The 26,919-nt window shown below is 72.8% G+C and carries 22 protein-coding genes and 1 pseudogene; 9 read left to right on the forward strand and 14 right to left on the reverse strand.

Annotated elements, in window-relative coordinates:
* Window positions 1–24: 24 nt before the first annotated feature.
* From ACSURM_RS35175 to ACSURM_RS35185, 3 genes are all read right to left on the reverse strand, one after another.
* On the reverse strand, window positions 25–1,035 hold the full coding sequence (locus tag ACSURM_RS35175) for a hypothetical protein (RefSeq protein ID WP_436960004.1): 1,011 nt from the start codon (window positions 1,033–1,035) through the stop codon (window positions 25–27).
* A gap of 115 nt (window positions 1,036–1,150) precedes the next feature.
* On the reverse strand, window positions 1,151–2,116 hold the full coding sequence (locus ACSURM_RS35180; RefSeq protein ID WP_436960005.1) for a hypothetical protein: 966 nt from the start codon (window positions 2,114–2,116) through the stop codon (window positions 1,151–1,153).
* A 261-nt stretch (window positions 2,117–2,377) separates the two neighbouring features.
* On the reverse strand, window positions 2,378–3,370 hold the full coding sequence (locus ACSURM_RS35185; protein WP_436960006.1) for a DMT family transporter: 993 nt from the start codon (window positions 3,368–3,370) through the stop codon (window positions 2,378–2,380).
* 75 nt (window positions 3,371–3,445) lie between these two features.
* Here ACSURM_RS35185 and ACSURM_RS35190 point away from each other — a divergent pair, with 75 nt between their 5' ends.
* On the forward strand, window positions 3,446–4,162 hold the full coding sequence (locus tag ACSURM_RS35190) for a TetR/AcrR family transcriptional regulator (RefSeq protein ID WP_436960007.1): 717 nt from the start codon (window positions 3,446–3,448) through the stop codon (window positions 4,160–4,162).
* 444 nt (window positions 4,163–4,606) lie between these two features.
* Window positions 4,607–5,446, forward strand: coding sequence for a helix-turn-helix domain-containing protein (locus ACSURM_RS35195; protein ID WP_436960008.1), 840 nt, complete (start codon window positions 4,607–4,609; stop codon window positions 5,444–5,446).
* 90 nt (window positions 5,447–5,536) lie between these two features.
* Here ACSURM_RS35195 and ACSURM_RS35200 read toward each other — a convergent pair whose 3' ends face one another.
* A complete protein-coding gene (locus tag ACSURM_RS35200; RefSeq protein WP_436960009.1) occupies window positions 5,537–6,049 on the reverse strand; it encodes a DUF1203 domain-containing protein in 513 nt (170 codons plus the stop codon).
* Between the two features lie 268 nt (window positions 6,050–6,317).
* On the opposite strand from ACSURM_RS35200, the gene ACSURM_RS35205 reads away from it, so the two are divergent.
* Complete coding sequence (locus ACSURM_RS35205; protein WP_436960010.1) at window positions 6,318–7,037, forward strand: S1 family peptidase; 720 nt, start codon at window positions 6,318–6,320, stop codon at window positions 7,035–7,037.
* A 73-nt stretch (window positions 7,038–7,110) separates the two neighbouring features.
* Here ACSURM_RS35205 and ACSURM_RS35210 read toward each other — a convergent pair whose 3' ends face one another.
* Window positions 7,111–8,448, reverse strand: coding sequence for an APC family permease (locus tag ACSURM_RS35210; RefSeq protein ID WP_436960011.1), 1,338 nt, complete (start codon window positions 8,446–8,448; stop codon window positions 7,111–7,113).
* Window positions 8,449–8,622: 174 nt separating this feature from the next.
* Between ACSURM_RS35210 and ACSURM_RS35215 the strand changes: the two genes are divergently transcribed.
* Complete coding sequence (locus ACSURM_RS35215; protein WP_436960012.1) at window positions 8,623–9,690, forward strand: L-histidine N(alpha)-methyltransferase; 1,068 nt, start codon at window positions 8,623–8,625, stop codon at window positions 9,688–9,690.
* A gap of 37 nt (window positions 9,691–9,727) precedes the next feature.
* On the opposite strand, the gene ACSURM_RS35220 is transcribed toward ACSURM_RS35215, so the two are convergent.
* From ACSURM_RS35220 to ACSURM_RS35235, 4 genes are all read right to left on the reverse strand, one after another.
* Window positions 9,728–10,732, reverse strand: coding sequence for a hypothetical protein (locus ACSURM_RS35220; RefSeq protein ID WP_436960013.1), 1,005 nt, complete (start codon window positions 10,730–10,732; stop codon window positions 9,728–9,730).
* A 123-nt stretch (window positions 10,733–10,855) separates the two neighbouring features.
* Complete coding sequence (locus tag ACSURM_RS35225; RefSeq protein ID WP_436960014.1) at window positions 10,856–11,374, reverse strand: alpha/beta hydrolase; 519 nt, start codon at window positions 11,372–11,374, stop codon at window positions 10,856–10,858.
* Between the two features lie 68 nt (window positions 11,375–11,442).
* Window positions 11,443–12,753: an alpha-amylase family protein gene (locus ACSURM_RS35230; protein ID WP_436960015.1), complete on the reverse strand. Its 1,311-nt coding sequence runs from the start codon at window positions 12,751–12,753 to the stop codon at window positions 11,443–11,445.
* 11 nt (window positions 12,754–12,764) lie between these two features.
* Window positions 12,765–13,253: a MarR family winged helix-turn-helix transcriptional regulator gene (locus tag ACSURM_RS35235; RefSeq protein WP_436960016.1), complete on the reverse strand. Its 489-nt coding sequence runs from the start codon at window positions 13,251–13,253 to the stop codon at window positions 12,765–12,767.
* 88 nt (window positions 13,254–13,341) lie between these two features.
* Here ACSURM_RS35235 and ACSURM_RS35240 point away from each other — a divergent pair, with 88 nt between their 5' ends.
* The gene (locus ACSURM_RS35240) at window positions 13,342–14,898 is read left to right on the forward strand and encodes an FUSC family protein (protein ID WP_436960017.1); all 1,557 of its coding nucleotides are present in this window, start codon (window positions 13,342–13,344) and stop codon (window positions 14,896–14,898) included.
* A 44-nt stretch (window positions 14,899–14,942) separates the two neighbouring features.
* On the opposite strand, the gene ACSURM_RS35245 is transcribed toward ACSURM_RS35240, so the two are convergent.
* Entirely contained in the window at window positions 14,943–15,323 is a 381-nt protein-coding gene (locus ACSURM_RS35245) for an ArsR/SmtB family transcription factor (RefSeq protein ID WP_436960018.1), read from the reverse strand.
* Window positions 15,324–15,458: 135 nt separating this feature from the next.
* On the opposite strand from ACSURM_RS35245, the gene ACSURM_RS35250 reads away from it, so the two are divergent.
* Window positions 15,459–17,450, forward strand: coding sequence for a heavy metal translocating P-type ATPase (locus ACSURM_RS35250; protein WP_436960019.1), 1,992 nt, complete (start codon window positions 15,459–15,461; stop codon window positions 17,448–17,450).
* Window positions 17,451–17,489: 39 nt separating this feature from the next.
* On the opposite strand, the gene ACSURM_RS35255 is transcribed toward ACSURM_RS35250, so the two are convergent.
* The 3 genes and pseudogenes from ACSURM_RS35255 to ACSURM_RS35265 all read right to left on the reverse strand — a co-directional run.
* On the reverse strand, window positions 17,490–19,178 hold the full coding sequence (locus tag ACSURM_RS35255) for a tetratricopeptide repeat protein (protein ID WP_436960020.1): 1,689 nt from the start codon (window positions 19,176–19,178) through the stop codon (window positions 17,490–17,492).
* Between the two features lie 116 nt (window positions 19,179–19,294).
* Entirely contained in the window at window positions 19,295–20,026 is a 732-nt protein-coding gene (locus ACSURM_RS35260; RefSeq protein ID WP_436960021.1) for a LysR substrate-binding domain-containing protein, read from the reverse strand.
* Window positions 20,027–20,084: 58 nt separating this feature from the next.
* A pseudogene (locus ACSURM_RS35265) lies at window positions 20,085–20,207 on the reverse strand (LysR family transcriptional regulator); the annotation flags it as partial.
* Between the two features lie 125 nt (window positions 20,208–20,332).
* Here ACSURM_RS35265 and ACSURM_RS35270 point away from each other — a divergent pair.
* The 3 genes from ACSURM_RS35270 to ACSURM_RS35280 all read left to right on the forward strand — a co-directional run bounded on the left by ACSURM_RS35270 (window position 20,333) and on the right by ACSURM_RS35280 (window position 24,491).
* A complete protein-coding gene (locus ACSURM_RS35270) occupies window positions 20,333–21,559 on the forward strand; it encodes an MFS transporter (RefSeq protein ID WP_436960022.1) in 1,227 nt (408 codons plus the stop codon).
* Window positions 21,560–21,653: 94 nt separating this feature from the next.
* On the forward strand, window positions 21,654–23,213 hold the full coding sequence (locus ACSURM_RS35275; RefSeq protein WP_436961251.1) for a sodium:solute symporter: 1,560 nt from the start codon (window positions 21,654–21,656) through the stop codon (window positions 23,211–23,213).
* Window positions 23,214–23,321: 108 nt separating this feature from the next.
* Window positions 23,322–24,491 (forward strand): anhydro-N-acetylmuramic acid kinase, encoded by a 1,170-nt coding sequence (locus tag ACSURM_RS35280; protein ID WP_436960023.1) that lies wholly within the window; start codon window positions 23,322–23,324, stop codon window positions 24,489–24,491.
* A 126-nt stretch (window positions 24,492–24,617) separates the two neighbouring features.
* Here ACSURM_RS35280 and ACSURM_RS35285 read toward each other — a convergent pair whose 3' ends face one another.
* The gene (locus ACSURM_RS35285) at window positions 24,618–26,876 is read right to left on the reverse strand and encodes a glycoside hydrolase family 3 N-terminal domain-containing protein (protein WP_436960024.1); all 2,259 of its coding nucleotides are present in this window, start codon (window positions 26,874–26,876) and stop codon (window positions 24,618–24,620) included.
* Window positions 26,877–26,919: the final 43 nt, after the last annotated feature.

Here is a 26,919-nt window from a genome sequence, read left to right on the forward strand (position 1 = left end):
GGAACCGGCCCGGGCGATCGGGACTCAGATCCGCTGCGTCAGCTGGAAGACGACGGAGCCGTCGGCGGTGGTGCGCTGGCTGAGCACCTTCAGCCGGCCCGACTCCTCCCGCAGGTGCCGGTACTCCTGGAGGGCGAACTTCAGACAGTAGTTGGTGACGAAGATGCTGTCGGCGCCGGACTCGTGGACGCGTTCCGCGGTGACGGCCGCCATCGTGGGGGCGCCGTCCGTGCCGAGGGACACCGGCACCAGGTACACGCCGTACTCGGAGTCCGCGTGCGGCCGGCTGCGCTCCAGGGCTATCTTCGAGAAGCGCCGCATCAGGTCGTTCTGGTAGAAGTTGAAGATCGGGTGCCAGCCGCCGTCGGAGAGGATCTGCATCTCCGACAGGAACAGGTCGCCGGGCTCCAGGATGTGTTCCAGCATCTCGTTGATGTCGGCCGGGTGTTCGTTGCCCTCCTCGAAGCCGAGCATGGTCACCAGGTTCCGCACGCCCGGAAGGCGGTAGCGGGTCTCTCCGAGGTTCTCGAAGAGGGTCTGGTGGTACGAGAACCGCTCGGCCGGGACGAGAGCGGCCAGCTCGCGCCGCATCGTCTCCCGCGAGGCGGGGTTGATGTCCACGCCGTTGTACCGCCGGATGTCCAGCCCGCGGCGCTGGAGGTCGCCGATGATGTACTTGGTCTTCACCGGCTCCGGGCCCAGCTCGGTGTACTGGAGGGGCGCGGAGCCGAGTTCGGCGGCGATGTCGCCGAGCACCGCGTCCAGGGCGTCGACGAGGGGCCGTTCGCGCATCGAGGTGTTGCCGATCCGACGGTCCGACAGACCGCGTTCGTTCAGCGCCCACATCAGGCGGAAGACCTCTTCCAGGGCGGGGTCCGACTTCGTGGGGTCGTCACGGTGGTGGTACTTGTCCACGTTCTGCGGAATACTGATGCTCTCCTCCGGTACCCGCAGGTACATGGCCAGCCCGGAGCGGATCTGGTCCACGAGGCCGGTGGCCTGCCGGACGGGAGCATCGACGAGCTGCTGCGACATGTGATCTCCTAGAACGCCGAGTGGGCGGTTCGCTGCGTGAGAGGTGACGGGCTGGTCGGCTCGGTGACCGGCCCCGCGGAGGTGACAGCTCCGCGGGGCCGCACGGCCCTCGGACTCACCGAAGGTCGGACCACGTGATGGCGGGGCTCCCGGCGCGCAGGCTGAAGTCCATGGACGGGTTGCGCGTCGGCCACTTCAGGCGCAGCCAGTTCGGCACGGTGGCCACGATGCCGTCGTCGCCGGCGAGGTGCCAGAAGGTGTTGGAGTCCTGCCGCGCGAAGTAGGGGCAGAACAACGACAGTACGAACGTCACGCGGCGGCCCGCGGTCACCGGCGTGACGGCGTGGTACAGGTGACTGCCGTGGATGAAGAGCGTGGCGCCGAGCTCGTCACAGGGCGCTTCCGTGATCCGCTCGTCGTCCTCGGTGACCCCCTCGAAGGCGTCGGTGCGGCCCTTGAAGTACTTGAACCGGCCGCCCTCGTACTCGTCGCCCTCGTTGAGCTGGATGGTGAAGACGTAGTCCATCCCGTCGCGGTGCCACTTCGCGATCTCCCGCGCGCCGGTCCGGCTGCCTTCGAAGTAGTTGATCTGGACGGTCGGGGTGCGCAGCGGGTGCGGTATGAGAGGCACACCCACCATCCGCGAGCAGGCCAGCAGGAAGTCGCGGTCGCGGATCATGTTGTTGATGAAGGGAGACATCAGATCCGCGCTGCGCACCCGGCGGGTGACGATGAACTCGCTCTTGCCCGCGTAGGCCTCGAGGTTGTCGCAGACCTCCTTCAGGCGGGAGACGCCCTCCGGGGTCAGTAACTGGGTGGGGCCCACGACCGCGGTGTCGTCGATGACTCCGTAGCCGCGGTTGAGTTCGCCGGTGTCGTAGCCGAACTCCTGGAGCTTCACGGTCGGTGCGTGGATCTCGGACCGGACGAGATCGCTGCTCCAACGGGGTTCCGCGGGAAGGTTGTTGTCGAACCTCGGCCTGCGAGCCCGGATGGCGTGGAAGACCTGATCGAATCCCGTGGCGGTCTTGGGCAGCTCCAGAGCGCCCTTCTTCGTGTTGCCGGAAAGGTCGATCGCCATGCGTTCATCTCCTTCGGCAGAGAATCGGCCCTTGAGTACACTGACCGGTATGGTTACACGCTAGGGAGTCACTGCTTCAGGTGTCAACAGCCCCTCCTGAAGAGGTAATTGAGGCACCAAAAGGAGTTTTTCGCAGCCGCTGGGAGCGCACCTCACGGCGGATCACGTGTGTACGTGAACACGTCGCACGTGAGCGTGTGAGCATGTGTGCACAGCAGGACATGTGTGCACAACGGGAAGCGCGTGTGGACCCGGGCAGGGTCAGGAAGACGGTCCGCGCCGGCTGTCGGAGCCCGCGGCCAGGGTCGACCGGGCTGCCTCCGGCTCGTCCGCCGGGCTCGGCGGCTCTTCGAGAAGGGGAGCGGCACCGGACCCATGGCGCGAGTGCACGAGGGCGACCCCGGCCACGCAGACGGCGATGCCTACGGCGCTGAGCAGGCTGATCGCGTCGCCGAACATGAAGAAGCCCCAGACGAGGGTGGCCGGCGCGGTCAGATAGATCAGCGAGCTCACGTAGGTCACACCCCGCCGCTTGAGGATGTACCAGTACAGGCCGTACCCGGCGAGCGTGGACAGCGCGATCAGCCACAGGATCGCCAGCCACGCCTGCGACTCGGTGGGCATCGCCGCCTGCCCCGTGGCGACGCCCACCACGCTGAAGAAGAGGGCGCTGGTGCCGCACTGAATGGCCAGCGAGTCCATCAGCGGCGTCTCCAGGCGGGCCTTGCGCTCGATCAGCGTCGCCACCGTGAGCGCCACCATGCCGGCGAAGGGGACCAGGTAGGCCCACGCGGGAGCCTCCGTGTGCAGCCCCACGTCCCCGGCGATGACCACCGCGACCCCGGCGAGGCCCACGCCGAGACCCAGCCGCTGCCGCGTGGAGGTCCGCTCGCCCAGGACCAGGCCGGCCAGCACGCTGGCGCAGATCGGCTGCAGCGCGTCGATCAGCGAGACGATGCCGCTCGTGACTCCCAGATCGATCGCGCCGAACATGCTGTACAGGTAGATGCTCTGGGAGAACAGGCCGATCAAGGCCTGGACGGCGACGGCACGCGGTGTCATGCGCCGGCGTCTGACGAGGAACTGCAGGCAAAGCAGCATGGCGGCCACGGCGATGAACCGCCACATCAGGATGGTCACAGCGCTGGAGACGGCGGTCCCGAGACCTGCCCCGATGAAGCCGGAGCTCCACATCACGACGAAGAGGGCCGCGATGGCACCGTTGCGTGAAGCGCTGGGTGACTTGGGGCCCATCACGTCCTCCCGCCGATGTATACATACCGGTTTACCTACTGAGGTAAACATACCGTTGGGTGTACAGTCAAGGTCATGAAGGACGACTCGGGACTGCCGGGCGGGGTCAGAAAGCGGCGCACTGCCGGAAACATGACGCCCGCCGCTGTCAAGATCCTCGATGCCGCCTCCCGCCTCTTCTACGAGGAGGGGATCAGGGCCGTCGGCGTCGAGGTCATCGCCGAAGAGGCCGGGGTCACCAAGAAGACCCTGTACGACCGCTTCGGCTCCAAGGACGAGCTGATCGTCGCCTACCTCCGGGCGCGCGACGGGCTCTGGCGGACCACCCTGACCCAGCACGTCAACGAGCGGGAGGCGCCCGCGAGGGAGAAGCTCCTCGCCACGTTCGACGCCCTGCACAACTGGCTCCAGGAACGCAACCCGCGAGGCTGCGCCTTCATCAACGCCTCCGTGGAGCTCCCCGAGGACCACCCCGGGCAGGAGGTGGCCTTCCAGCAGAAGGCGTGGCTGCGCGCGTACCTGGAGCAACTGGCCGCCGAAGCGGGAGCGTCGGACCCGGCCGGGCTCGCCGACCAGCTCCTCATCCTCCATGAGGGCGCCTGCATCGCGAACTCGATGCGTTCGGTCGACAACGCGGCGATCCGCGGCAGGGAGATGGCCGAAGTCCTGATCGAGTGGGCCGTGAATCCGTCCTCGGCGGCGCCGGGCAAGCCGTCCGGCGAGGACTGGGACGGGGCGGTCGCCACCGAACCGGGCGCACGGACCGCCGCCGTGGGCCACGGCACGACGTGACCGATCACTGACTTCCGCTGCGGCATCCGGCCGGGTCACGCGAGAGTCCCCGCCGGGCGCCGGACGGCGGCGGTCGGGTGGGACCGGGCCGGGCGCGTCGCACGGATTGTCGGCCATTCGGATCCGGGCCCGTGACGTCGGCCTCTCCGGGCACCGTGCCACGTTCCGCGCGCTGAACTGCTCGGACGCCCGGAGGAGTACGGCACCTGTGGGAAGCCTGGCCGCCTGGAGCGTGGCCGAATCGCGCGGTCGGCCACGCGCGGGCGGGGATTCGCGGACGGCACAAGGTGTATCAACGGAAGCGGTACCGGGGCGAAAGCCTCGGAAGGTCCGTGGCGCGTATGGGGGAAGCATGCCGCGTTGGAGGGAACTACCCGATTCGCCGGCGGCCGGACTGTCGGTGAATGGCCCTATGAGCCCGCACACCCGGCGGGTGCCGCGCCGATGACCGTCCCCGCACCCGAGTGCGCGGCGCTGACCGAAGGACTCCGCGCCGTCAAGGCACGCACCGGTCTGAGCCTGACGGGGCTGGCCGAGCGCACCCCGTACAGCAGATCGTCCTGGGAGCGTTACCTCAATGGGAAGAAGCCGGTGCCCCGGCAGGCCGTCGAGGCGCTGTGCGCGATGGCGGGAGAGCCCTCCGCGCGGCTCCTCGCGCTCTGGGAGCTGGCGGACGCCGAATGGAGCGGACGGGCCCGGTCCACCCGTCCCACCGCACCGTCCGCACCCGCGGCGCCCCCGGTCTTCACGGGCGCCGGCACGGGCGCCTCCGGCAGGGCCCGGCGCGACTCCTGGCTCGTCGTGGGCGCGGGTCTGGCGGTGGTGGTCGCGGCGATGACAGGGGTGCTGATCGTGGCGCTGACGGTGCTGAACCCGGGCACCGGGCAGCAGGCGGGCGCGGCGCTGCCCGCACTGGATCCCGCGCCCGGATGCCAGGGCGAGACGTGTGAGGGCAAGGATCCCGACCGCATGTTCTGCGGACTGCCCGGCCGGGCGGACTCGCTCGGGCCGGAGCGTCGCACGGCCACCGGCGCCCGGATGGAGATCCGGTACAGCACGGTCTGCGCCGCCGCGTGGGGCCGGATCTGGCATGCGCGGGTCGGGGACGCGATCGAGCTCTCGGCCCCTGGCGCCCGTTCGCGCCGGACCGTCATCGAGAACGCGACGGACACCGGTGTCTACCGTTTCACGTCGATGATCGGCGCCCCGTCCAGGAACGCCCTGCGCCTCTGCTTCCTGCCGGCGTCCGGCGCGGGCCGGCGGGAGTGCGTCTCCCCCCGCTGACGGGAGGCCGAGCAGGGGGCGGCGGGGAAGTGCCGTGCCGCCCGGCGGTGATCACGGTCCGCACGGGTCACCCGCGGACCCGTGCCCGGGTCAGGGCCTGCGGACCTCGTAGTGGTAGCAGCCGTACTCCACCGCCCGTACGTGCACGAGGGCGACCTGGGGGTCGCTGAAGGCCGTGTGCAGGGCCTGTTCCACGGCGGTCTGTGCTCGGGCGGGGTCGACCGGCAGCCGTACGAGCGTGCCTCCGGTGATCCGGCCCGCGCCGTCGTAGCGGCGGAAGACCCGCTGGGCCCCGGTCTCGGCGAACGGATACCCGCACTCCGGGTCCGGGCCCTGGCACGGGCCGGTGTGGATGAACACCGGGCCCACCTCGTCATAGGCCCCCGGGCGGGCACCCACCTCCGCCGCCCAGCGGCGCAACGGAGCGTACGAGACCAGCGAGATCCGCTCACCGGCACGGCTGCGGCGCAGACAGCAGCGCAACGGCGCCCCGCCCATGTCCTGCACGGGGGCAGGGGGAACCGCGCCGGCGTCGTCGCGTGCGCGGAGTGCGTCGAGGACGTGGGGAGCGATGGCGAGCGGCTGATGAGTCGACGGTGTCATGCGTCCAGGCTGTGCGAACGGGCCCGCCGGTGCCTGCGGGAATCCGACGTCGAGTCCGGCCGCTCGCGACATGAAGCAGCCGGTACGCCGGGCATAACGCGAGGTTATGGCGAAGTGCTAGTACCCGGGGCCCCGCTCCTTACCGAAGCTAGGTCATGTCCATGCCGTAAACGCCGTCTGGTGGCGGCGTATCTCCATGGACACGGCCCGCGAGGCCGTCCACCCCACACAAGTGCGCTTCTTCAGGCGCCCTCCGGATCGAGGAACCTTGCGTATATCAAGGCTTGCGCCCGCTCTCGCCGCGGCAGCGGTCTCCGCCCTCGCGCTGTTCGCCCCCACCGCCTCCGCCGCGCCGGCGACCGCCCCCGTCACCACGGGCTCCCAGCCCATCATCGGCGGCGGGTACGCCGGCAGCGGCCCCTGGGCCGCCCGGCTGTACTCGAACGGCCAGGAGACCTGTTCGGCGACGATCATCGCCCCGACCTGGGTGCTCACCGCGAAGCACTGCGTGTCCGGCGGCTCGCTGTCCTTCCGCGTGGGCAGTCTGGACCAGTACAGCGGCGGCACGGTCGCCAACGGCGTCCAGACCTACACCCACAGCGCGGACCTGGCGCTCGTCCGTCTCGACCGCTCCGTCTCCACGACCTACGCCACCCTCGGACAGCCCGGCACGGTGCGGGTCGGCCAGAGCGTCCAGGTGTACGGCTGGGGCGCCACCTCCCAGTGCGGCTCGGAGATCAACTGCCAGTCCCGCTACCTCAAGGTCGCCAACGTCACCGTGTCCAGCGGCTGCACCGACGCCTACGGCGGCTCCGCGATCTGCGCCTACCGGGGCAACGGGATCACCGCGGGCGGCGACTCCGGCGGCCCGATGATGGCGAACGGCGTCCAGGTCGGTGTCGCCTCGACCAGCGATCGCCAGACGAACACCGCGTACACCAACGTGACGGCGTACCGCTCCTGGATCCAGTCGATCGCCGGCGTCTGAACCGGTCCCGCCTGCCCTGTCCCCTACGGATACGGAGCGGGGCAGGCGGTGCCACGCCTGCGAAGCTCGCCGCTCAGGACGAAGTGCGGCGGCGGTGCAGGGCGGCGACGACCCCCAGGACCACGCCGACCGCGATGACGATCAGCCCGCGCGCCCAGACCTTGGCCTCGACCTGCGTGGCCAGCACCACGCACGAGACCGCTCCCAGCACGGGGACGCCCGTGTACGCCCGGAAGTGGGGGTGCTCCGCGCGGTCGCGCCGCTGGACCAGGACGGCGGTGTTGACGAGGAAGAACACCACGAGGAGCAGCAGGACGAGGGTGGAGGCGAGGGTCGCCACGTCTCCGGTGAGAGCCAGCAGGAACGACAGGGCGGTCGTGGCCGCGATCGACGCCCATGGAGTGCGCCGCCGGGGCAGCACACGGGTCAGGAAGCGGGGGAGGAGGCCGTCCCGCGCCATGCCGTAGGCCAGCCGGGAACTCATGATGCCGGTGAGCAGCGCGCCGTTGGCGACGGCGACGAGCGCGATCGCGCTGAACAGCTTCGGCGGCACCCCGCCCGCCGCCCTCACCACTTCGAGCAGCGGACCACTGGAGCCGGCCAGCGTTCCGGTGGGGACGGCGGCCGAGGCGACGACTCCGACGAGGACGTAGACGGCACCCGCCGTCACCAGGGCGCCGAAGAGGGCGCGAGGGTACGAGCGACGCGGGTCGCGAGTCTCCTCGGCGACGTTGACGGAGGTCTCGAAGCCGACGAAGGAGTAGTACGAGAGCACCGTTCCGCTCAGGACGCCGGCCGCGGCCCCGGTGTCTGCGGTGCCGAACCGGAAGAGCCGGCCGGGGTCCCCGTCGCCACGCAGGAACAACCAGGCCCCGAGGCCGACGACGAGGAGGAGGCCGCCGACCTCGATGACCGTCGCCGCCACGTTGGCGCGGGTGGACTCGCTGATGCCGCGGGCGTTCAGCAGAGCCAGACAGCACAGGAAGACCGCGGCCACCAGCACCACGGGCAGGCTGACGAAGGCGGTCAGGTAGTCGCCGGCGAAACCCCGCGCCAGCGCGGCGACGGACACGATGCCCGCGGCGAGCATGCAGTACCCGGCGAGGAAGCCGGCGAACGGCCCGTACGCGAGGGTGGCGTAATGGGAGGCACCGCCGGCCCGCGGGTATTTCGTGGCGAGTTCCGCGTACGAGGCGGCGGTCAGGAGCGACAGCAGCAGGGCCAGGAGCAGGGGCAACCACACGGCACCGCCCGACTCCGCGGCGATCTGGCCGACCAGGACGTAGACGCCGGCGCCCAGCACGTCGCCGAGGATGAAGAAGTACAGCAGGGGCGTGGTCAGCGCCTTCTTGAGCGGGGAGGCCCCGTCCTGAGAGGCGCTGTCGGTCGTCTGTGCGGGGGGAGTAGTCACCACCGCCGCCTACCCCCTGTGGCGCGGGTGATGGACGGAACGGAAGTGACGTGCGCTGAATGGCCCCGCTCCATCACCGCCCGCATGGACGCTAATATGTCCCGTGATGTACGTTCTAGTGACATTTGTCGTGCTGGCACCCTTCGGCGACGACTCGCCGGAGAGGAGAACGGGATGACCGAGTCACGCGTGGCGGCGCCGGTCACGGAGGTCGCGCTGCCGTGGGCGGCCGACGGCCTGTCCGGCTCGCCGGAGGAGGGACTCCGGGCCGGGCTCGCCGCTCCAGCACCGGTCCGGCACCGCAGGATCCCGTCGCTCTTCGGCTACGACGAGACCGGTTCGCAGCTCTTCGAGGAGATCACCGGGCTGCCCGAGTACTACCCGCCGCGGGCCGAGCGGCGGCTGCTCACCGAGCACGGCGACGACCTGGTCGGCCTGGCGGACCCGGCCGAACTGGTGGACCTCGGGGCGGGCAGTGCCCGCAAGTCCGAGATCCTGCTCGCGGCGATGGACGGGCACGGCCTGCTGCGGGCGTACACGGGCGTGGACGTCAGCCCCGAGCCGATGCGGGAAGCCGCCGGCCGCATCCGGCGGCGGTGGCCGGGCGTCCGGGTCACCGCCGTGCACGGCGACTTCCTGGCGGCCCTGGCCTGGCTGGGCCGGGCGGAGCGGATCGCGCACCGCGCCGCGGCCGGAGACGACGGCAACGGCTCGGGCGGCCGCCTCCTGGCACTGCTCGGCAACACCCTCGGCAACCTGTCCGAACCCGAGCAGACGCGGTTCCTGCGTGCCGTGCGGACCGGCTGCGCCCCGGACGACCACCTGCTGATCTGTGTGGACCTGAACGAACCCGTGGAGGTGGTGCGGCGCGCCTACGGGGCCGGATACACCGGACCGCGCCCCGTGCGCCGCATGTTCGCCCTGAACACCCTCCGCCACCTCAACCGCCGCTACGGCGCGGACTTCGACGTCGACGCCTTCGAGCCGGAACTCACCTACGACGTGGCACGGCGCGAGGTGCGCGGCGGCCTGCGCAGCCTGCGGCGGCAGCGGGTGACGTTGCCCGGGCTGGGGCTCGCGGTGGACTTCGACGCGGGCGAGCTGCTCCTCCACGACGTGATCCGCAAGTTCACGGTGGACGGCCTCGTGCGCGCGGTCGGCGCACACGGTATGCGCTGCCGACGGCACTGGGTCGAGGAGGAGTTCGGCTACGGCGCCTTCCTCTTCCGGCCGGACCGCTGACGGCCCGGCCGGCCACCAGTGCCGCGGACAGCCGTCGTCAGCCGCAGTCGTATGCGACCGGTCGGCGGGATTCCACACCGACCAGTGTCCGTTCGTCGTCGCTGAGCCAGTTCAGGGCGAACCCGGACGGGACGCCGGTCAGCGGGTCGCTGACCACGCCGTCGCGCCAGAGAACCGGCTGCCGCTGGGAGTTCACGAACCTGTGGCCGCCGACCGTGCCGTGGCCACCGACGGCCGTGGCGTTGATGGCGCCGCTGCCGATGGTGCGGACGAGCCCGCCGCGCGCGGTCCACTCGGCCGCGGCGTTGGTGTCGTTCAGGCCGCCGACGACACGGCCGTCCCGGACGGCCCACGGGGTGCCGTTCGACGCGAGCTCGCGCCACTGGCCGTCGGTGTCCCAGACCAGACCGCCGACGCTCGAGTCGCTCTGGGCGATGATCCTGCCCTGGTCGTCGACGTCCTGGAGGTGCAGGTAAGCGACGTCCGGGGTGGGCAGCACCCGGTACGTGCCCGGCGCCCCGGCCGGCCACACCACTACCCGGAACTTCCGGTCGACGGTGGCCGTGCCGACGATGTCGCCGTTGTCGCTGACCAGATCGGCGGAGTAGTTGTCCCACGCGGGGTCGCCCGGCAGTCGGTGGGTGGTGCCGTCGTGGTCGACGGTGATCGCGACGAACTCGTTGCCGACGATGGTGTCGCCGACCACCAGTCCTGACGCGTTCACGTCGTTGAGGTGCGGTATCTCACCGGAGACCCGCAGCGCGACCTTCCCGTCGTCCCACAGGGTGCCCCGTGGGTCGGTGATGCCTCCGCCCATCCACGACCGGTTGCCGGTGATGCCGACGGCCCAGCGGTCGCCGTCGTAACCGTCGAGCGTGCCCACGTCCGCACCGGCGGGCAGCTCCCACACCCTCTTCTGCCACGTGCAGGCCGCTGCCGCCGCACCGGCCTGGCCCGCGGGTAACGTCACCAGCCCCAACACCATCGCCGACACCGCGCCCAGCACTGTCGCGAGCGCGTGCTTTCCGCGTCGTTCCGACACCGGCTCCACCCTCCTGTTGGCGTGATCGCCACAGTCCAGCACCTCCGCCCAGAGCGGCGCTGTAGCAGGCGGGAGCACGAGGGGCGGACCGGGGCCGGCGGAGGCGGCACGGCGGCGGGCTCCTCAGCCCGCCCGGGCCGAGGGCTCGGGGCCGGGGACAGGCGGAATCGGGGTGGCCAGCACCTCGCTGAGGAACGCCGGCAGCGAGGCCCGTACCCCGGCGAACGCCTCGTGACCTCCCGGGTAGCGCTGCCAGGTCACCGGATGGCCCCACGAGGCGAGCAGGTCGCGCAGCCCGGCCCCGCTGCTCTCCGGCACGATCCAGTCGCGCGCCCCGTGCCCGATCCACACCGGCATCCGGCTGTTGGCGGGCGACGGGCCGCCCTCCGGGAGCAGTGCTGCCAGGTCCGGCGGCAGGAACGGCGCGTACAGGGCCGTACCCGCGAGCGGTTCGCCGTACCGCAGGGCCAGGGTCAGGGCGACGGTCGCGCCCTGGGAGAACCCGGCGACGACCGTCCGCCCGGGCCCGATCCGCGCGGTCTCGGCGCGCAGCAGCGCGGTGAGCGGCCGGTGCACGGCCAGCAGGCCCGGAACGTCGATCCGGTCCAGGGCGAACAGCAGGCCTGCGGCGAGAGCGGGCACGGCATTCCAGTGCCGGGAAAGGCGACGAGGCGTCTTCGAAATAGCTGCTTGGCCGTCCTCGGAACGTTTCACCGTGCGGGTGGGGCCGTGGCCGCCCACCAGCCGAATCCCGGAAGGGAAAGGGTCCCGGACCCGGTGTCGATGTCACCGGCTCCCGCCGCACGCGTCCAGCGCCCGGCGGGCACCGCCGCCGTGGCGGGCGCGGCAGTGAAGTTCAGCCCGACGGCGACGCGGGCGCCGCCGGGGCCGGTGAGGGTGTAGGCGAGCACGGCGTGGTCCAGGGTGTGGACCTGGGTGCGCGCCCGTACCAGCCAGGGGTGACGCCGCCGCAGCCCCACCAGGGTCTGGTGGAGCCGTTCCACGTCCAGCCCGTCCGTGCCGAGACCGGCCGGGTCGGCGGGGAACGCGGGGCGGATGGCGTCGTCCCCGCCCAGGCGTTCCTCCTTCACGCCCCGCATCGCGCGCTCGTCGCCGGCGTACACCGACGGGATCCCGCCGACGGTGAAGAGCACCGCGAGGGCGTGCCCCAGGTGCCGGGGCTCCCGTAGACGGCTGGCGATCCGGGTGACGTCGTGATTGCCGACGAACGTCTGCGGGGCGAAGGTGTCCAGCAGGGCGTTGTGCCGCTGGAGCGCCCAGGCCAGCTCGTGCGGGTTGGCGTCGTTGAGCGAACTCCAGATCGCCTTCCACAGCTCGTACTGCGTGACGGTGTCCAGGCCGCCCTCCGTGACGTGGGCGGCGTAGTCGCCGTGGATGACCTCCCCGCTGAACCAGGCCCGCGGATGCCGGGCGCGCACCCGGTCGGTGACGGTCCGCCAGAAGGACCGCGGTACGGCGTAGGCGGCGTCGAGCCGCCAGCCGGCCACGCCCCGGTCCAGCCAGTACTCCAGCACGGAGACCACGTGGTCGGCCACGGCGGGGCTGGCGTGGTTGAGGGCGACCAGGTGGTGGTGCCCCTCGAAGGTGGCGAAGTCGTCGCCCTCGGGCACGAACCAGTCGGCGTACGGCGAGGCGGCCCCGGCACGCCGTACATCGGCGAACGCGCCGAAGGACCGGCCCACGTGGTTGAAGACGCCGTCCAGCAGGACCCGCACCCCGCGGTCGGCGGCGTGTGCGACCAGCTCGGTCAGGTCCTCCTCGGTGCCGAGACGGGGGTCGATCCGGAAGTGGTCGACCGTGTCGTAGCCGTGTGTCTCGGAGGCGAACACCGGGCCGAGGGCGAGGCCGTTGCAGCCCAGTCGGACCAGGTGGTCCAGCCAGCCGGCCAGGGCCGGCAGCCGGTGGCGCGGGGGCGTGCCCGGGGGCAGGGCGCCGCGCTCGGCGCCGAGGAAACCGAGGGGGTAGACGTGCCACCAGATGGCGTGGTCGGACCAGGGCACGGAAGCCTCCGTCAACGGGTTCGGGGCGGGCGGACGGGGTGGCCGTCCGGTGAGTCGGCGAGACGGGTCATCAGGCGCGCGGCGAGCAGCAGCACCTGCTGCTCGGTCTCGGTCAGACCGGTGAGGGCGTCGGCGAGCCAGGCATCGCGCCCCGCCATGTCCCGGGCGAGCGCCCGGCGCCCGGCCTCGGTCAGCCGCACCACCCGCTGCCGCCCGTCGTGACTGTCCCGGCTGCGGCTGATCAGGCCGTCGCTCTCCAGTTCGGCGAAGACGCGGGTCAGTGACTGGGGCCGCTGATGGTCGGCCGCCGCCAGCGCGCCGGCCGACATGGGCCCGTTCCGCCGCAGATGCGCGAGCACGCTGCTCTTGTTGAGGCTGAGCCCGTCCTCGGGGCGCTCCGCGCTCAGCCGGCGCGCGAGCCGGACGACACCCTGCCTGATCTCCGTGGACCGGTCCTGGCGGTTCCCGTGCTCCGGATGATCTGGTTGCTTCGTCTTCACTTTGTTAAGGTACCACTCAATAAAAATCACCACCTGATCCCTGAAACAGCCCACGAAACACACGTCTTGTCGGCGGTGATGTTAAGCGATGCGTACTTTTCCCGGGGCTGTGCGCCGGGTGCTGCGGTGGGACGGGGACGGGGCGCACCTGCGGGCGGCGGCCGTGACCACGGGGACCGTCCTCGGCGCGTACGGCTGGTCACTGTTCATCGAGCGCGTGGCCGGGCTGCGGGTGGACAGCATCGTCCAGGCCGTCGTGATCGCCTCGGCCCTCGGCCGGGTGCAGCGCGCCTTCGACCGCACCGACCGGCTGCTGGCCTGCCTCGTGCTGCCGTGCGCCGCGGCCGGGGGAACGGAGCTGGGCGCCCTGATCCGCGATCACCCGGACGCGGGGGACGCGGTCTTCGTGCTCGGCATGAGCGGGGCGATCGCCGTCCGCCGGTTCGGCGCGCGCGCCACCCGGGCGGGCACGCTCGTGGTCCTGCCGCTCGTGGCCGTGCTGGTGGTCCCGGCCGGCGCCGTACCCGCCGACGGCCACCGGGCCGCCGGGTGGACGGCGCTGACGGCGCTGTTCACGGTGGTGTGGGGCGCGGTGCTGTCCTGGGCCGCCCACCGCACGGGTTTCGTGCCCCGGCCACCCGCCGCCTGGGTGGTGCGGGAGGCGCCCCGCACCGCCGGGGGGCTCGCGCCCAGCACCCGTATGGCCGTCCAGATGGCGGCCGGGCTGACGGCCGCCTTCCTGGTCGGGCGGAACGTCTGGCCGGACCACTGGGCCTGGGTGGTCCTCACCGCGTACCTGGTGGGCAGCGGGGCGCGCAGCCGTGGGGACGTACTGGTGAAGGGGGCGTGGCGGACGGCCGGCGCGGCGGCCGGCACGCTGGCGGCCGGTGCCGTCGCGGGCTTCTTCGGGCCCCGTTCGGACACCGCCGTCGTGGTGATCTTCGCGGTGCTCGCCGTCGCCACCTGGCTGCGCGAGCTGAGCTACGCCTACTGGGCGGCCTGTGTCACCGCCGTCCTGTCGCTGCTCTACGACTGGTTCGGCCAGAGCTCCGGCGACCTGCTGCAGACCCGGCTGGCCGGGATCGCCGTCGGCGCGGTGACCGGCCTGGCCGCGGCCTGGCTGGTGCTGCCCCTGCGTACGGCCGCCGTGGCCCGGGCCCGCACGGCCGCCGCGCTGGCGGGTCTGGGGGAGCTGCTGGAGGCCGACTGGCACGACACCCGTGCCGTACGGCGGGCCCAGGCCCGGTTCGCCCACCGCGTCGAGCAACTGGCCCTGGCCGTGGCCCCGCTGCGCCTGGCTGCCGGTCTGCCGGTGCTCCGGGGGCGCCCCGGGGACCAGGCGCTGCGTGCCTGGACGGCGCTCAGGGAGTGCGCCGAGCCGGTCGGTGAGCTGGCCGCCGCCATCGCCGCGGCCCCGGCCGTCCTCGCCGACGACCCGGCGGTGACCCATCGCCGTACCCAGGTCGCGGCCCGCGCGCTGGCCGTGCGCCGTACCCTCGGCCGCCGGCCCCAGCCCCCCGCCCCCGTGCCGCGGAGCGCACCGGACCCACGCCCGGCCGCCCGGCCCGCCGTCCAGGCGCTGACCGCGCTGGACACCCGGATGTGCGCCCTGCTGCGGCTGTTCGCGCCCCCGCCCGCCGGCTGACGGGCGCTGCCGCTCCGCCGGGACGACAGGTCCGGCCCCTTCCTTCAGCGAGCCGCGGCGGCTTCCGTCGGTGCGGTGTCGCGGAGGCCGAGCCGAAGGTGCTCGACGTGGTAGAGGGCCTGTTCGAGGAGTTCGGCCACGTGATTGTCGTAGAGCGCGTAGATGACCGAGCGGCCCCGGCGTTCCCCGGCGACCAGGCCGAGGTTGCGCAGCAGGCGCAGCTGGTGGGAGCAGGCGGACTGCTCCATGCCGACGGCCTCGGCCAGTTCGGTCGCCGCGCACGGGCCTTCCTGGAGGCGGGCCAGGATCCGCAGCCGGGAGGGCGTCGCCAGGGCCTGGAGGGTGGCGGCCACATCGGCGGCGCCCACGGTCTCCAGGCGCTGGCGCGCGGTGGCGGTGGTCTTGGCGTCAACTCCGTGGCCCATGCCCCCATCCTACGGAGACTTCCCGGGCCCGGCGCGAATACATGAATAGGTCTTCAAGTGATCCTGTACGGTGGGGGAGCGGCACCGCCATGCGCTGCCCGCTGCCTCGTCATGCCGTCGTGAAGGACACCCCCGATGACCTCCGCACTCGCCCCGGCCCCGGCCGACCGCGCGGCACCCCCGCACGGCGGGGACCCCTCCCGCCGCCGTACCCCCTTCCTGTCCCTGCCCGAGGCCCGCTGGGCGGCCACGGCCACCGTCTGCTTCCTGCTCGCGCTGCCCCTGCACCTGACCGGCGCCCCGGCCTGGACCTGGGGCCCGCTGTACGCGCTCACCTACGCGGCCGGCGGCTGGGAGCCCGGCTGGGCGGGCCTCTGCGCCCTGCGGGAGAAGAGCCTCGACGTCGACCTGCTGATGGTCGTCGCCGCGCTCGGCGCGGCGGCGATCGGGCAGGTCATGGACGGCGCGCTGCTGATCGTCATCTTCACCACCTCCGGCGCGCTGGAGGCCCTGGCCACCGCCCGCACCGCCGACTCCGTACGCGGACTGCTCGACCTCGCGCCCGCCACGGCCACCCGCCTGGGCACCGGCGACACGGAGGAGACCGTCGCCGTCGCGGACCTGGCCGTCGGCGACATCATCCTCGTACGGCCCGGCGAACGCGTGGGCGCCGACGGACGGGTGATCCACGGACGTGGCGACGTCGACCAGGCCACCATCACCGGCGAGCCGCTCCCGGTGACCAAGGAGCCGGGCGACGAGGTCTTCGCCGGAACCCTCAACGGCACCGGCGCCCTGCGCGTCCGGGTCGAGCGGGACGCGTCCGACTCGGTCATCGCCCGCATCGTGCGCATGGTCGAGGAGGCGTCCGAGACCAAGGCGCCGACGCAGCTGTTCATCGAGAAGGTCGAACAGCGCTACTCGCTGGGCATGGTGGCGGCGACCCTCGCGGTGTTCCTCGTCCCCCTCGCCCTCGGCGACGACCTCACCGGCGCGCTGCTGCGGGCCATGACCTTCATGATCGTCGCCTCGCCGTGCGCGGTGGTGCTGGCCACCATGCCGCCGCTGCTGTCGGCCATCGCCAACGCCGGACGGCACGGGGTCCTCGTCAAGTCGGCCGTGGTGATGGAGCGGCTCGGGCAGGTGGACGCGGTGGCGTTCGACAAGACCGGCACCCTCACCGAGGGCACCCCACGCGTCACCGACGTACGTCCGCTGACCGGTTCCGGCGTCGACGCGGACGGACTGCTGCGCCTCGCGGCGGCCGCCGAGCGTCCGAGCGAGCATCCGCTGGCGCGGGCCGTGGTGGACGCGGCACGGGAGCGGGGGACGGCCCTGCCGACGGCGGACGGCTTCGCCGCCACCCCCGGGGTCGGCGTGACCGCCGTCGTGGACGGGCGGAGGGTCGCGGTCGGCGCACCGGCCCGGTTGCCAGCCGCGGCCACCGGGGCGCGGGCCGCCCGGGCGGCGGCCGTCGCCGCCGAGCTGGAGGCGGACGGCCGGACGGCCGTGCTGGTCACCGTGGACGGCGATCCGGCGGGCCTGCTCGGCATCGCCGACCGGCTCCGCCCGGACGCGGCGCGCACCGTCGGCGCCCTGACCTCCCTCACCGGCACCCCGCCCGCGCTGCTGACCGGCGACAACCCGCGCGCCGCCGCCCGCCTGGCCGCCGAGGTCGGCATCGAGGAGGTCCGGGCCGGGCTGCTGCCCGAGGACAAGGTGCGCGCGGTCAGGGAGCTGGAGGCCGCCGGCCGCAAGGTGATGGTGGTCGGCGACGGCGTCAACGACGCACCCGCGCTGGCCGCCGCGCACACCGGCGTCGCCATGGGCCGGGCGGGCTCCGACCTGGCGCTGGAGACCGCCGACGCGATCGTGGTCCGCGACGAGCTCGCGACCGTGCCCGCCGTGGTCTCACTGTCCCGCCGGGCCCGTGCCCTGGTCGTCCAGAACCTCGTCGTCGCCGGTGTCTTCATCGCCGGCCTGGTGGTCTGGGACCTGGCCGGCGACCTGCCGCTGCCGCTCGGCGTCGCCGGTCACGAGGGATCCACCGTCCTCGTCGGCCTCAACGGACTGCGGCCGCTGCGCGAGACAGCCTGGCAGCGGTCCCGCACGGACGCACCGAACTGACCTTCACCGGCCGCCGGAGCCCGCCGCCGGGCCCGGGGTTCAGCCGGTGCAGCAGTTCTGCGGGGGCTTGGGGAGGGCGGTGGTCTCGCGCCGGCAGTAGCAGGATGCCTCGACCGGTACGTCCGCCAGCGCGGTGGCGAGCTTCAGCTGCCGGGACACGATCCGGGCCTCCCCCTCCTTGCCGAGCCGTACGAGGCACTCGTGCAGGCCGTGCAGCGCCCAGACGTTGTTCGGGTGTTGGAGCGGGCGCGGCAGCGTGTCGTCCAGCCCGAGGTCGGCGCGGTAGACGGCCTCCGCCTGCGCGACTCGGCCCTGTTCGAGCAGCAGCGCGCCGTACGCGTGCCGGGCCGGCTGCATCCACCCCCACGGCTCGTCGTACGCCAGGCCGTCGCTCAGCTCGATCGACCGGCGCAGCGCCGCGAACGCCGTGTCGTACCGGCCCTTGCGGTACTCCAGTTCCCCGTCGAGCATGTACGCGGCGATCGCCAGGATGTCCGTACAGGTGTTGTTGAACAGCGTCCGGGTTTCGGGGACCCGGGCGGCCGCCTCGCGGAACAGTTCGCGTTCCGTGTCGGCCTCGCCGGTGCGGCCCAGCGCGGAGAGCGCGACCCCGCGCGCGTACCGCAGCATGGCCGTGGTCACGCAGTACAGGCGCGCGTCGGCGGGCAGCGGCAGGCGCAGGATGTCGTCCCAGCGGCCGAAGCGGACGAGCACGTGCACCCGCATCGCGAGGAAGCCCTCCAGCCAGTCCGCCATCGGCGGGCTGTCCAACCGCAACAGCTTCTCGGGCACCGCGGCTTCGAGCCGCTCCGCCGTCTCCAGGGCGTCCCGGAAACGGCCGAGGAACATCGCGCCGTAGATCTTGAAGTGAAGGTTGTGGCAGCGGTACAGCGTGTAGAAGTTCAGCGCCCCGGAGCGGGCGAGGAACTTCTCGTCGGCCGCGATGGCCGCGGTGTTGTCGGAGACGACCCGGCGGTAGTCGCCGCAGAGCACCTCCAGGTGGGACGGCATGTGCTGGAGATGGCCGGCGTCCGGCATCAGGTCCCGCAGCCGGTCGCTCGCGGGCAGCGCGGCCTCGGGGGTGGGGGACATCTCCATCAGGTGGATGTACAGGTGCAGCAGGCCCGGGTGCCGGGACCCCGCCTCGGTGGCGAGCGCCCGCTCCAGCACCGCCCCGGCCTCGGTGGTGCGTGAGCCCGGCGCCGGCTTGCCCGCGCGGATGTCCCACAGCTGCCAGGGCGTCAGGCTCATCAGGGCGTCGGCGTACAGGGCGGCCACGTCGGGGTCGTCGGGCGCCAGCCGGTGCACGGCCCGCATGCTGTCGGCGTACGCGGCGTTCCACACCGGGCCCTCCTCGGCGTCCGGGGTCCGGGCGCGTGGGTAACGGGCCCCCAACGCCTCGATGAGGGCCTGCTCGACCGGTGTGGCGCCGGCCGCCTTCGCGTGCGCGCTGCGTACGGCGGCGTGCGCGCGTTCCACCGTGTGGCCCAGGTCCCGTTCGTCGAAGGCGTCCCAGGGCTTGTTGTAGTTGGGGCCGAGCGCGTAGGCCAGGCCCCAGTCGGCCATGGCGCAGCCGGGGTCGGCCGCGCCGGCGGCCTCGAAACAGCGCACGGCCTCCTCGTGGTTGAAGGCGTACGTCCAGTTCAGCCCGCGATCGAACCAGGTCTGCGCCTCGGCGGACGAGGTCGTCACGGGCCGGCCGTGACTGCCGAGGTCGTAGTACTGCATACGGGCTCCCTCAGGGCTGACGGTCGGATGCTCCGGACACTGCCCCGTCCGTCCCCGGGAAAACAGGTGAACTCCGCACCACAGCGCGTCAGTTGACGTCAAGTCAACACGGCCGGTCAGCCATCACCCGGCCGGCCACACGTCAGCACGGCCTCGCGCAGCCAGCGGTGTGCCGGGTCGTCCGCCCGCCGGGTGTGCCACGCCTGCTGGTAGGCGAAGCGGGGGAGGTCCAGCGGCGGAGTGAACCTGCGCAGCGTCCGGTGCCGGCGCAGCGGCCCGACGGCCCGGCCGGCCACGGTCAGGACCAGATCGGTGCCCGCGAGCAGGTCCACGGCCGCGCTCCAGTGGGGCAGGGTCACGGCGAGGCGCCGGCGCAGCCCGCGCGCGGCGAGCGCCGTCTCGATCTCGTCGTGCGCGTCGGGCCGCATGGCCAGCATGATGTGCGGCCGCTCCAGCCACTCCGCCAGCGACAGGCCGCCCCTCTCCGGCAGTACGGCCTTGTCGGCCACGCTGACGAACTCCTCCTGGAACAGGTCCTGGACCTGGATGTCCTCGGGCGGGTGGGGGAACACCCCCAGCGCCAGGTCCACTTCGCCGTCCGTGAGCTGGGCCAGCATCGCCTCCCGGCTCGCCTGGCCGATCGCCAGGTCCAGACCCGGCGCCCGCTCGCGGACGTACCGCACCAGCGGCGGCAGCACGATCCGTGAGGCGTAGTCCGACAGACAGAGCCTGAAGCGCCCGCGGGTGCGCGACGGATCGAAGTCCGGTGCGCTCAGCAGCCCGTTGAGACGTGTCAGCGCCTCCTCCAGGGGCCGCACCAGCGCCTGCGCACGGGCGGTCAGGACCAATACGGCCGCCGTGCCGCACCAGCAGGGGATCACCGAACCGCGTACGCAGCTGGGCCAGGTCGTGGCTGACGGCCGGCTGGCTCTTGTTCAGCCGCAGGGCGGCCCGCGTGACGTGCTTCTCGACCAGCAGCGCGTGCAGCGTCAGGAGCTGGTTGAGGTCGATACGGCGCAGCTCATCCATACGGCGAATACTACGAATGCACACAAAGCATTTCCATTGACGAGCGTGATGGCGCAAGGTCGAAGCGCCGCCCCGCGGACCCTTTCGGGGCGGCGGCCGACCACACCTCACCCTCCGGAAGAGCCATGTCCACCTCGCCCGGGGCGGCCGGCACGCGCGCCACCTCCGCCGTGCCTGTGCCCGCCCGCCAAGTTGCCGCCCTCTGGCTGGTGTTGCTCGCCGCCCCGGTGGCCGCCGCCGGCAACGCCGCCGTGCTGATCCTCGACGATCTCGGCCGCTCCCTCGGGACCCCCGCGGCCACCGCCTCCTGGCTGGTCACCGCGTACGCGCTGGCCCTCGCGGTCGCGACACCGCTGTTCGCGACGCTGCTGCGGCGACGCGGCACCCGGCCCGTACTGTGGCTCGCCGCCGCCTGCGTCGCCGCCGGTACCGCGCTGCTGGCCGTGTCCCCGTGGCTGCCGCTCCTCCTGGCCGGACGCGCTGTGCAGGCGGCGGGCGGGGCCGGCCTGACGGCCATCGCCATGAACCTGGCCGGCAGCGCCCGCCGCATGGGCGCGATCAGCGCCGGGACCGGCATCCTCGGCGCCGTGGGACCGCTGCTCGGCGAACGCCTCACCGAGACGGTCTCCTGGCGCGCGGCGCTGTCCCTCCTGGCGGTCACCCTCCTGGCCGTCCCCGCGGTCGGCCGCCGCACCGCACCGGCACCGCCGCCCCCCGGGGACCGCTTCGACGCCCGGGGCGCGCTGCTGCTGGCCCTGCTGTCCGGCGGGCTGGCGCTGCTGCCGTCCCGCCCGCTGCCCGCCCTGGCCGTGGCCGCCGTCGCCGCCGCGCTGCTGGTCTCGCACATACGGCGCCGACCCGACGGCTACGTCCCCGCCGCCGCGCTGCGCTCCGGCCGCTTCCGCGGCTCGGTCCTCATCGCCCTGACCCTGTCCGGGTCCTACTTCACGCTGCTGTTCGCGGTGCCCCAGCTGCTCGCCGACCGGGCGGAGCGGCCGGCGACCTCCGTGGCCCTGGGCCAGATGGCCGCCATGATCACCGGTTCCCTGCTCACCCTCGGCTTCGCTGCCGTCTCCGCGCGGCTGCGCCCCCGCACGGTACGGGTGGTCCTGCTCGCGGCCGGGACGCTCGCCGCCGCCGCGGCCGCCCTCGCGCACGGCGCGGTCGTGCCGCTCGCGGCGGTCGGCCTGGCCGTCTTCGCGGCCACCTCCGCCAACGCCACCCAGTCCGTGGTCGCCGCCTCCGCCGTCCCCGACCGCCAACGCCCCGCCGCCATCGGCCTGTTCCAGCTCGCCTATCTCCTGGGCGGCGCCCTCGGTCCGGCCCTCGCCACCACGCTCGTGCTGCGCTGAATCGCGGACCGGCCGGGTTGTTGACGAGGGGAACCGCTGAAACTACTTTTCATCGCATGAATGCGTTTGCGAAGGAAACTTTCCTTCCGTGAGTGTGCGTCAGCTCGACCTGCTGGTGGTCGTGGTCTACCTCGTGGCCATCGCCGTGATCGGACTGCGCCTGGCCGGGCGGCAGAAGACGGCGAAGGACTACTTCGTCGGTGAGGGCCACATGCCCTGGTGGACCGTCTCCTTCTCCGTCGTGGCCACCGAGACCAGCGTGCTCACCGTCATCAGCCTGCCGGGTGGCGCCTACACCGGGCAGGGCTTCGGCAACGTCGAACTGGCCCTCGGCTACGTCATCGGACGCGTCGTCGTGGCGACCGTACTCATCCCCCTGTACAAACGGGGCGGTTTCGTCAGCGCCTACCAGTACCTGGGCAGCCGGTTCGGACTGAAGGTGCAGGGGCTCGCCTCGGTGACGTTCGTCTTCACCCGGCTGCTCGCCGAGGGCGTCCGGCTGTTCGCCTCCGCCATCCCGATCAAGCTGCTGCTGGACGAGTTCGGCGTGCACGCCGGCTACCGCGTCATCATCCTCGTACTCACGGCGATCACCGTCGTCTACACCTACCTCGGCGGCATCCGGGCGGTCATCTGGACGGACGCCATCCAGATGGGCCTGTACCTGGGCGGTGCCCTGCTCGCCATCGGCGTGCTCGCCGCCCAGGTCGGCGGGGACGGCGTCCAGCGCGCCCTGGACGCGGGCCGGTTCCGGCTCTTCGACACCGACTTCGCTCTGGCGCACGTCCTCACCAGCCCGTTCGCCCTGCCCACCGCGATCATCGGCGGCGCCATCTTCGCGATGGCCAGCCACGGCTCGGACCAGCTGATCGTCCAGCGCGTCCTGGCCACCCGCTCACTGCGCGACGGCCAGAAGGCCATGATCGCCTCGGGTGTCTTCGTCACGGTCCAGTTCGCCGCGTTCTCCCTCGTCGGCGCGCTGCTGTGGTCCCACAACCAGGGCAGGACCTTCCAGGAACTGGGCCTGAGCAGCTCCGACAACCTCTACCCGGACTTCATCCTGCACGGACTGCCCGTGGTGGTCTCCGGCCTGCTCGTGGCCGGCATCCTCGGCGCGGCCATGGGCTCGCTGTCCTCCGCGCTGAACTCCATGTCGAACTCGACCGTCGCCGACATCATCCACAGTTTCTTCCGGAGCGTGCCCACCGAGGAGTTCCTGCTCCGCCTCGCCCGGCTGATGACCCTGGTGTGGGCGGTGCTGATGGCCCTGTTCGCCTGCGCCTTCAGCACCAGCACCGGCAACGTCTACCTCACCGGACTCACCATCGCCGGATACACCTACGGCGCGCTCCTCGGCGCGTTCCTCCTCGGCCGGCTCGTCCGGCGGGCGAACGAGACCGACGCCGTGATCGCGTTCCTGGTGACGGTCGGCGTCATGACGTACGTCGTGCGCGGCGTCAGGATCGACGTCAGCGCGGGCGGCGGCACCGTGCCCACCGCGATCGCCGCGCAGTGGCTCGTCCCCCTCGGTGTGGCCGTCACCCTGACTGTGGGCGGGCTGACCAGCCTGTTCCACCGGGCACCGACGAGCGCCCCGGCCCCGCTGGACGAGGGCGGCACCGAGCGTACGGCGGCCACCGTCGCGCCCGAGTGACCAGGCGGGCGGCAGCCCGACCGCTTACCGTGACACCCCCGGAGGAGCCATGCACCAGCCGCCCCCGGCCCCGCCCGCCCGGCGCGCCCCCGGCCGGAGGGAGGCGCCGTGCGCGTGATCGGCCTGATGTCCGGGACCTCGTACGACGCCATCGAGGCCGCCGCGGCGGACCTCGCGCTGGACGGTGACGCCCTGCTCCTGCGGCCCCTCGGCCATCTCTCCGTCCCCTGCCCGGACGAACTGCGGGACGACATCGCCGCCGCCCTGCCCCCCGCCCACACCACCACGCGGGCCGTCTGCGCCCTGGACACCGGCATCGGCCAGGCCTTCGCCGGCGCCGCCGGCCGGGCCCTGCGCGAGCTGTGCGCCGGGACCGCCGACCTCGTGGTCTCGCACGGCCAGACCATGCACCACTGGGTCGAGGACGGCACGGTCCGTGGCACCCTCCAGCTCGGCCAGCCCGCCTGGATCGCCGAGGCGACCGGCCTCCCCGTCGTCTCCGACCTGCGCAGCCGGGACGTCGCCGCCGGCGGCCAGGGCGCGCCCCTGGTCGCCCTGACCGACGCGCTGCTGCTGTCCGGACTGCCCGGCACACCCGCCGCGCTCAACCTCGGCGGCATCGCCAACATCACCGTCCTCGCACCCGGCGCCGAGCCGCTCGCCTTCGACACCGGTCCCGCCAACGCCCTGCTGGACACGGCCGTGCACCACTTCACCGACGGCGTCGCCACCTACGACGAGGACGGCCGTCGGGCCGGAGCCGGCCAGGTCAGCCCCGGACTGCTGCGCGTCCTGCTGGACGACCCCTACTACCGCAGGCCCGCCCCGAAGAGCACCGGCAAGGAACACTTCCACCTGCCCTACCTGCGGCGCGCCCTCGACACCGCACCCGTGCCGGCCGCCGCCGACGTCCTGGCCACCCTGACCCGGCTGACCGCCGTCACCGTGGCGGACGCCTGCCGCGCCCACGGCGTCACCCGGCTCGTCGTCTCCGGCGGCGGCACCCGCAACCCGGTGCTGATGCGCATGCTCGCCGAGGAACTGCCGGGCGTGCCGCTCGGCCCCAGCGACGACCTGGGCCTGCCGTCGGCCGCCAAGGAGGCCCTGGCCTTCGCCGTCCTGGGGTTCCTCACCGTCCACGGCCTGCCCGGCGCCCTGCCCTCGGGCACCGGGGCCCGCCGCGCGACCGTGCTCGGCAGCATCACCCCCGGCCGGACACCGCTGCGCCTGCCCGAACCCGCGCCACGGCCACCGCGCCTGCTGCGGATCCTCCGCTGACCCGGTCGGCCGTGGCGAGCTGGGAGCCCCGCCCGCCCGGGGTCGGTGCCACCCGGGCGGGCGAGGACGAGGGGACCGCGCCGGGCGGGGCTCCCGGACGGGCGCCGGGGGCCTGCCGGCCGGTGGTCAGGTGCCGGCGCAGTGCGGGGACGGTGTGCCCGCGGTGCCGGTCGCGGTGAAGCCGAACGTGGCCTTGGCGCCGGGGGAGAGGGCGCCGTTGAAGGCGGCGTTGCGGACGGTCGCCCGGCCCTGGGCCGTGGTCAGGGTGCCGTTCCACAGGCTGGTCACGGTGGCCCCGGCCAGGTCCCAGTCGACCGACCAGCCCGTCAGCGCCCCCGAGCCGGTGTTCTCCACGGTGACCTCGGCCTGAAACCCGCCCTGCCAGGAGGAGACGGTGCGGAAGGCCGCCGTGCACGCGCCCGGGGCCGGAGTCGGGGTCGGGGTCGGCGTGGGAGTCGGCGTGGGTGTCGGGGTCGGATCGGGGGCGTCGTCGTAGGTCAGCCCGTACCCGTACGGGAACAGCGGGCTCTTGCCGTCGCCGTCGTTGACGGGCTGTTGCGAGGCGCCGCGCATCCAGCTCATCGGCAGCTTGCCGGTGGGGGCGTGGTCGCCGAACAGGACGTCGGAGACACCCGCGCCCTCGGTGCCGGGCAGCCAGGCGGCCAACAGCGCCTTCCAGTCCGGCAGTTGCGCGGTAATGTCGAGCGGCCGGCCGGAGACCAGCACCACGACGACCGGCACCCCGCTCGCCTTCAGCCGGGCGAGGGTCCCCAGGTCCTCCTGGTCCAGTCCCAAGCCGTTCGGCCGGTCGCCCCGGCCCTCGGCGTACGGGGTCTCGCCGACGACGGCGACGGCGGCGGTGTAAGTGGAGTCGATGCCGTTGCCGTACCGGTCGTAGGTGACGCGCGAGGGGTCGGTGACGGCGGCGCGGATGCCCTGGAGCACGGTGGTGCCGTCGGTGACGGGACCGCTGCTGCCCTGCCAGCCCACGGTCCAGCCGCCGCTCTGGTTGCCGATGTCGTCGGCTGACTTGCCGGCGACGAACAGCCTGGCCGACTTCGCCAGCGGCAGCACCCCGCCGTCGTTCTTCAGCAGCACCTGGGACTCCCGCACCGCCTGCCGGGCCAGCGACCGGTGCGCCGCCGAGCCGACCGTGCCGGTGAACGACCGGTCGGTCAGCGGGCGTTCGAACAGGCCCAGCTGGAACTTCTTCGTCAGGATGCGGCGGTTGGCGTCGTCGACCCGGGCCTGCGCGATCCGGCCGGCGGTCACCTCGCCGCGCAGCAGGGCGAGGAACTTCTTGTAGTCGTGCGGGACCATCACCATGTCGACGCCCGCGTTGACGGCCGTGGAGATCTCGGCGCCGGTGAAACCGCTCTGCCCGTCGAGCTGGTCGACCGCGGCCCAGTCGGACACCACGAACCCGGTGAACCCCAGCTCCCCCTTGAGCACATCGGTGACCAGGTACTTGTGGGCGTGCGACCGGACGCCGTTCCACCTGCTGTACGACAGCATCACCGAGCCGACCCCGCGGCGCACCGCCTCCTTGAACGGCGGCAGATGGATCGCCCGCAACTCGGCCTCGGACAGCACGGTGTCGCCCTGGTCCACGCCCGCGGTGGTGCCGCCGTCGCCGAGGTAGTGCTTGGCGGTGGCCAGCACCGACGCCGGGTCCGCGCCCAGGGTGTCGCCCTGCAGTCCGGTGACGAACGTCGTCATGGCGGACGGCAGTTCGGGGCTCTCGCCGTACGACTCATAGGTGCGGCCCCACCGGTCGTCGCGGGCGACGCACAGGCACGGGGCGAAGTCCCAGTCGATGCCGGTGCCCGAGATCTCCTCGGCGACCGCGCGTCCGACCCGCTGGACGAGCGCGGGGTCACGCGTGGCGCCGAGTCCGATGTTGTGCGGGTAGAGCGTGGCCCCGCGCACCGCGTTGTGGCCGTGCACGGCGTCGATCCCGTAGATCATGGGGATGCCGAGGGGTGTGGCCAGCGCGGTGCGCTGGAGCGAGTCGTAGGTGTCCGCCCAGGTCTGGGCGTTGTTGGGGCTGACCGTGGAGTCGCCTCCGGACAGCACGGACCCGATCCGGTACGTGCCGAGGTCGGACTGGGGGACGAGGGCGTCCTTCTCGATCTGCGTCATCTGGCCGAGCTTGTCGTCCAGCGTCATCCGGGACAGCAGGTCGTTCACCCGGTCCGGAACGGGCAGCGAGGCGTCCTGGTAGGGGAGTCCGGCGGCCGGTGCGGCGGCGGCCCGCTCCGGGGCGGCCGTGGCGGGCCCGGAGAGGACCAGGCCCGCCACGCACAGGGCCACGGCCGCCGTCACCCGGCGGCGGGCGGACGGAAAGCGCCTGGCGGCGCCGTCGGGGTGCGGTGACAGTCGCATGAGGGTCCTCTCCGGGGAGGCGGGAGGGGCGGCGAGCCTGGAG

It is taken from the genome of Streptomyces sp. SudanB182_2057 (assembly GCF_964272715.1).
In the GTDB taxonomy this organism is placed as follows: domain Bacteria; phylum Actinomycetota; class Actinomycetes; order Streptomycetales; family Streptomycetaceae; genus Streptomyces; species Streptomyces rubradiris.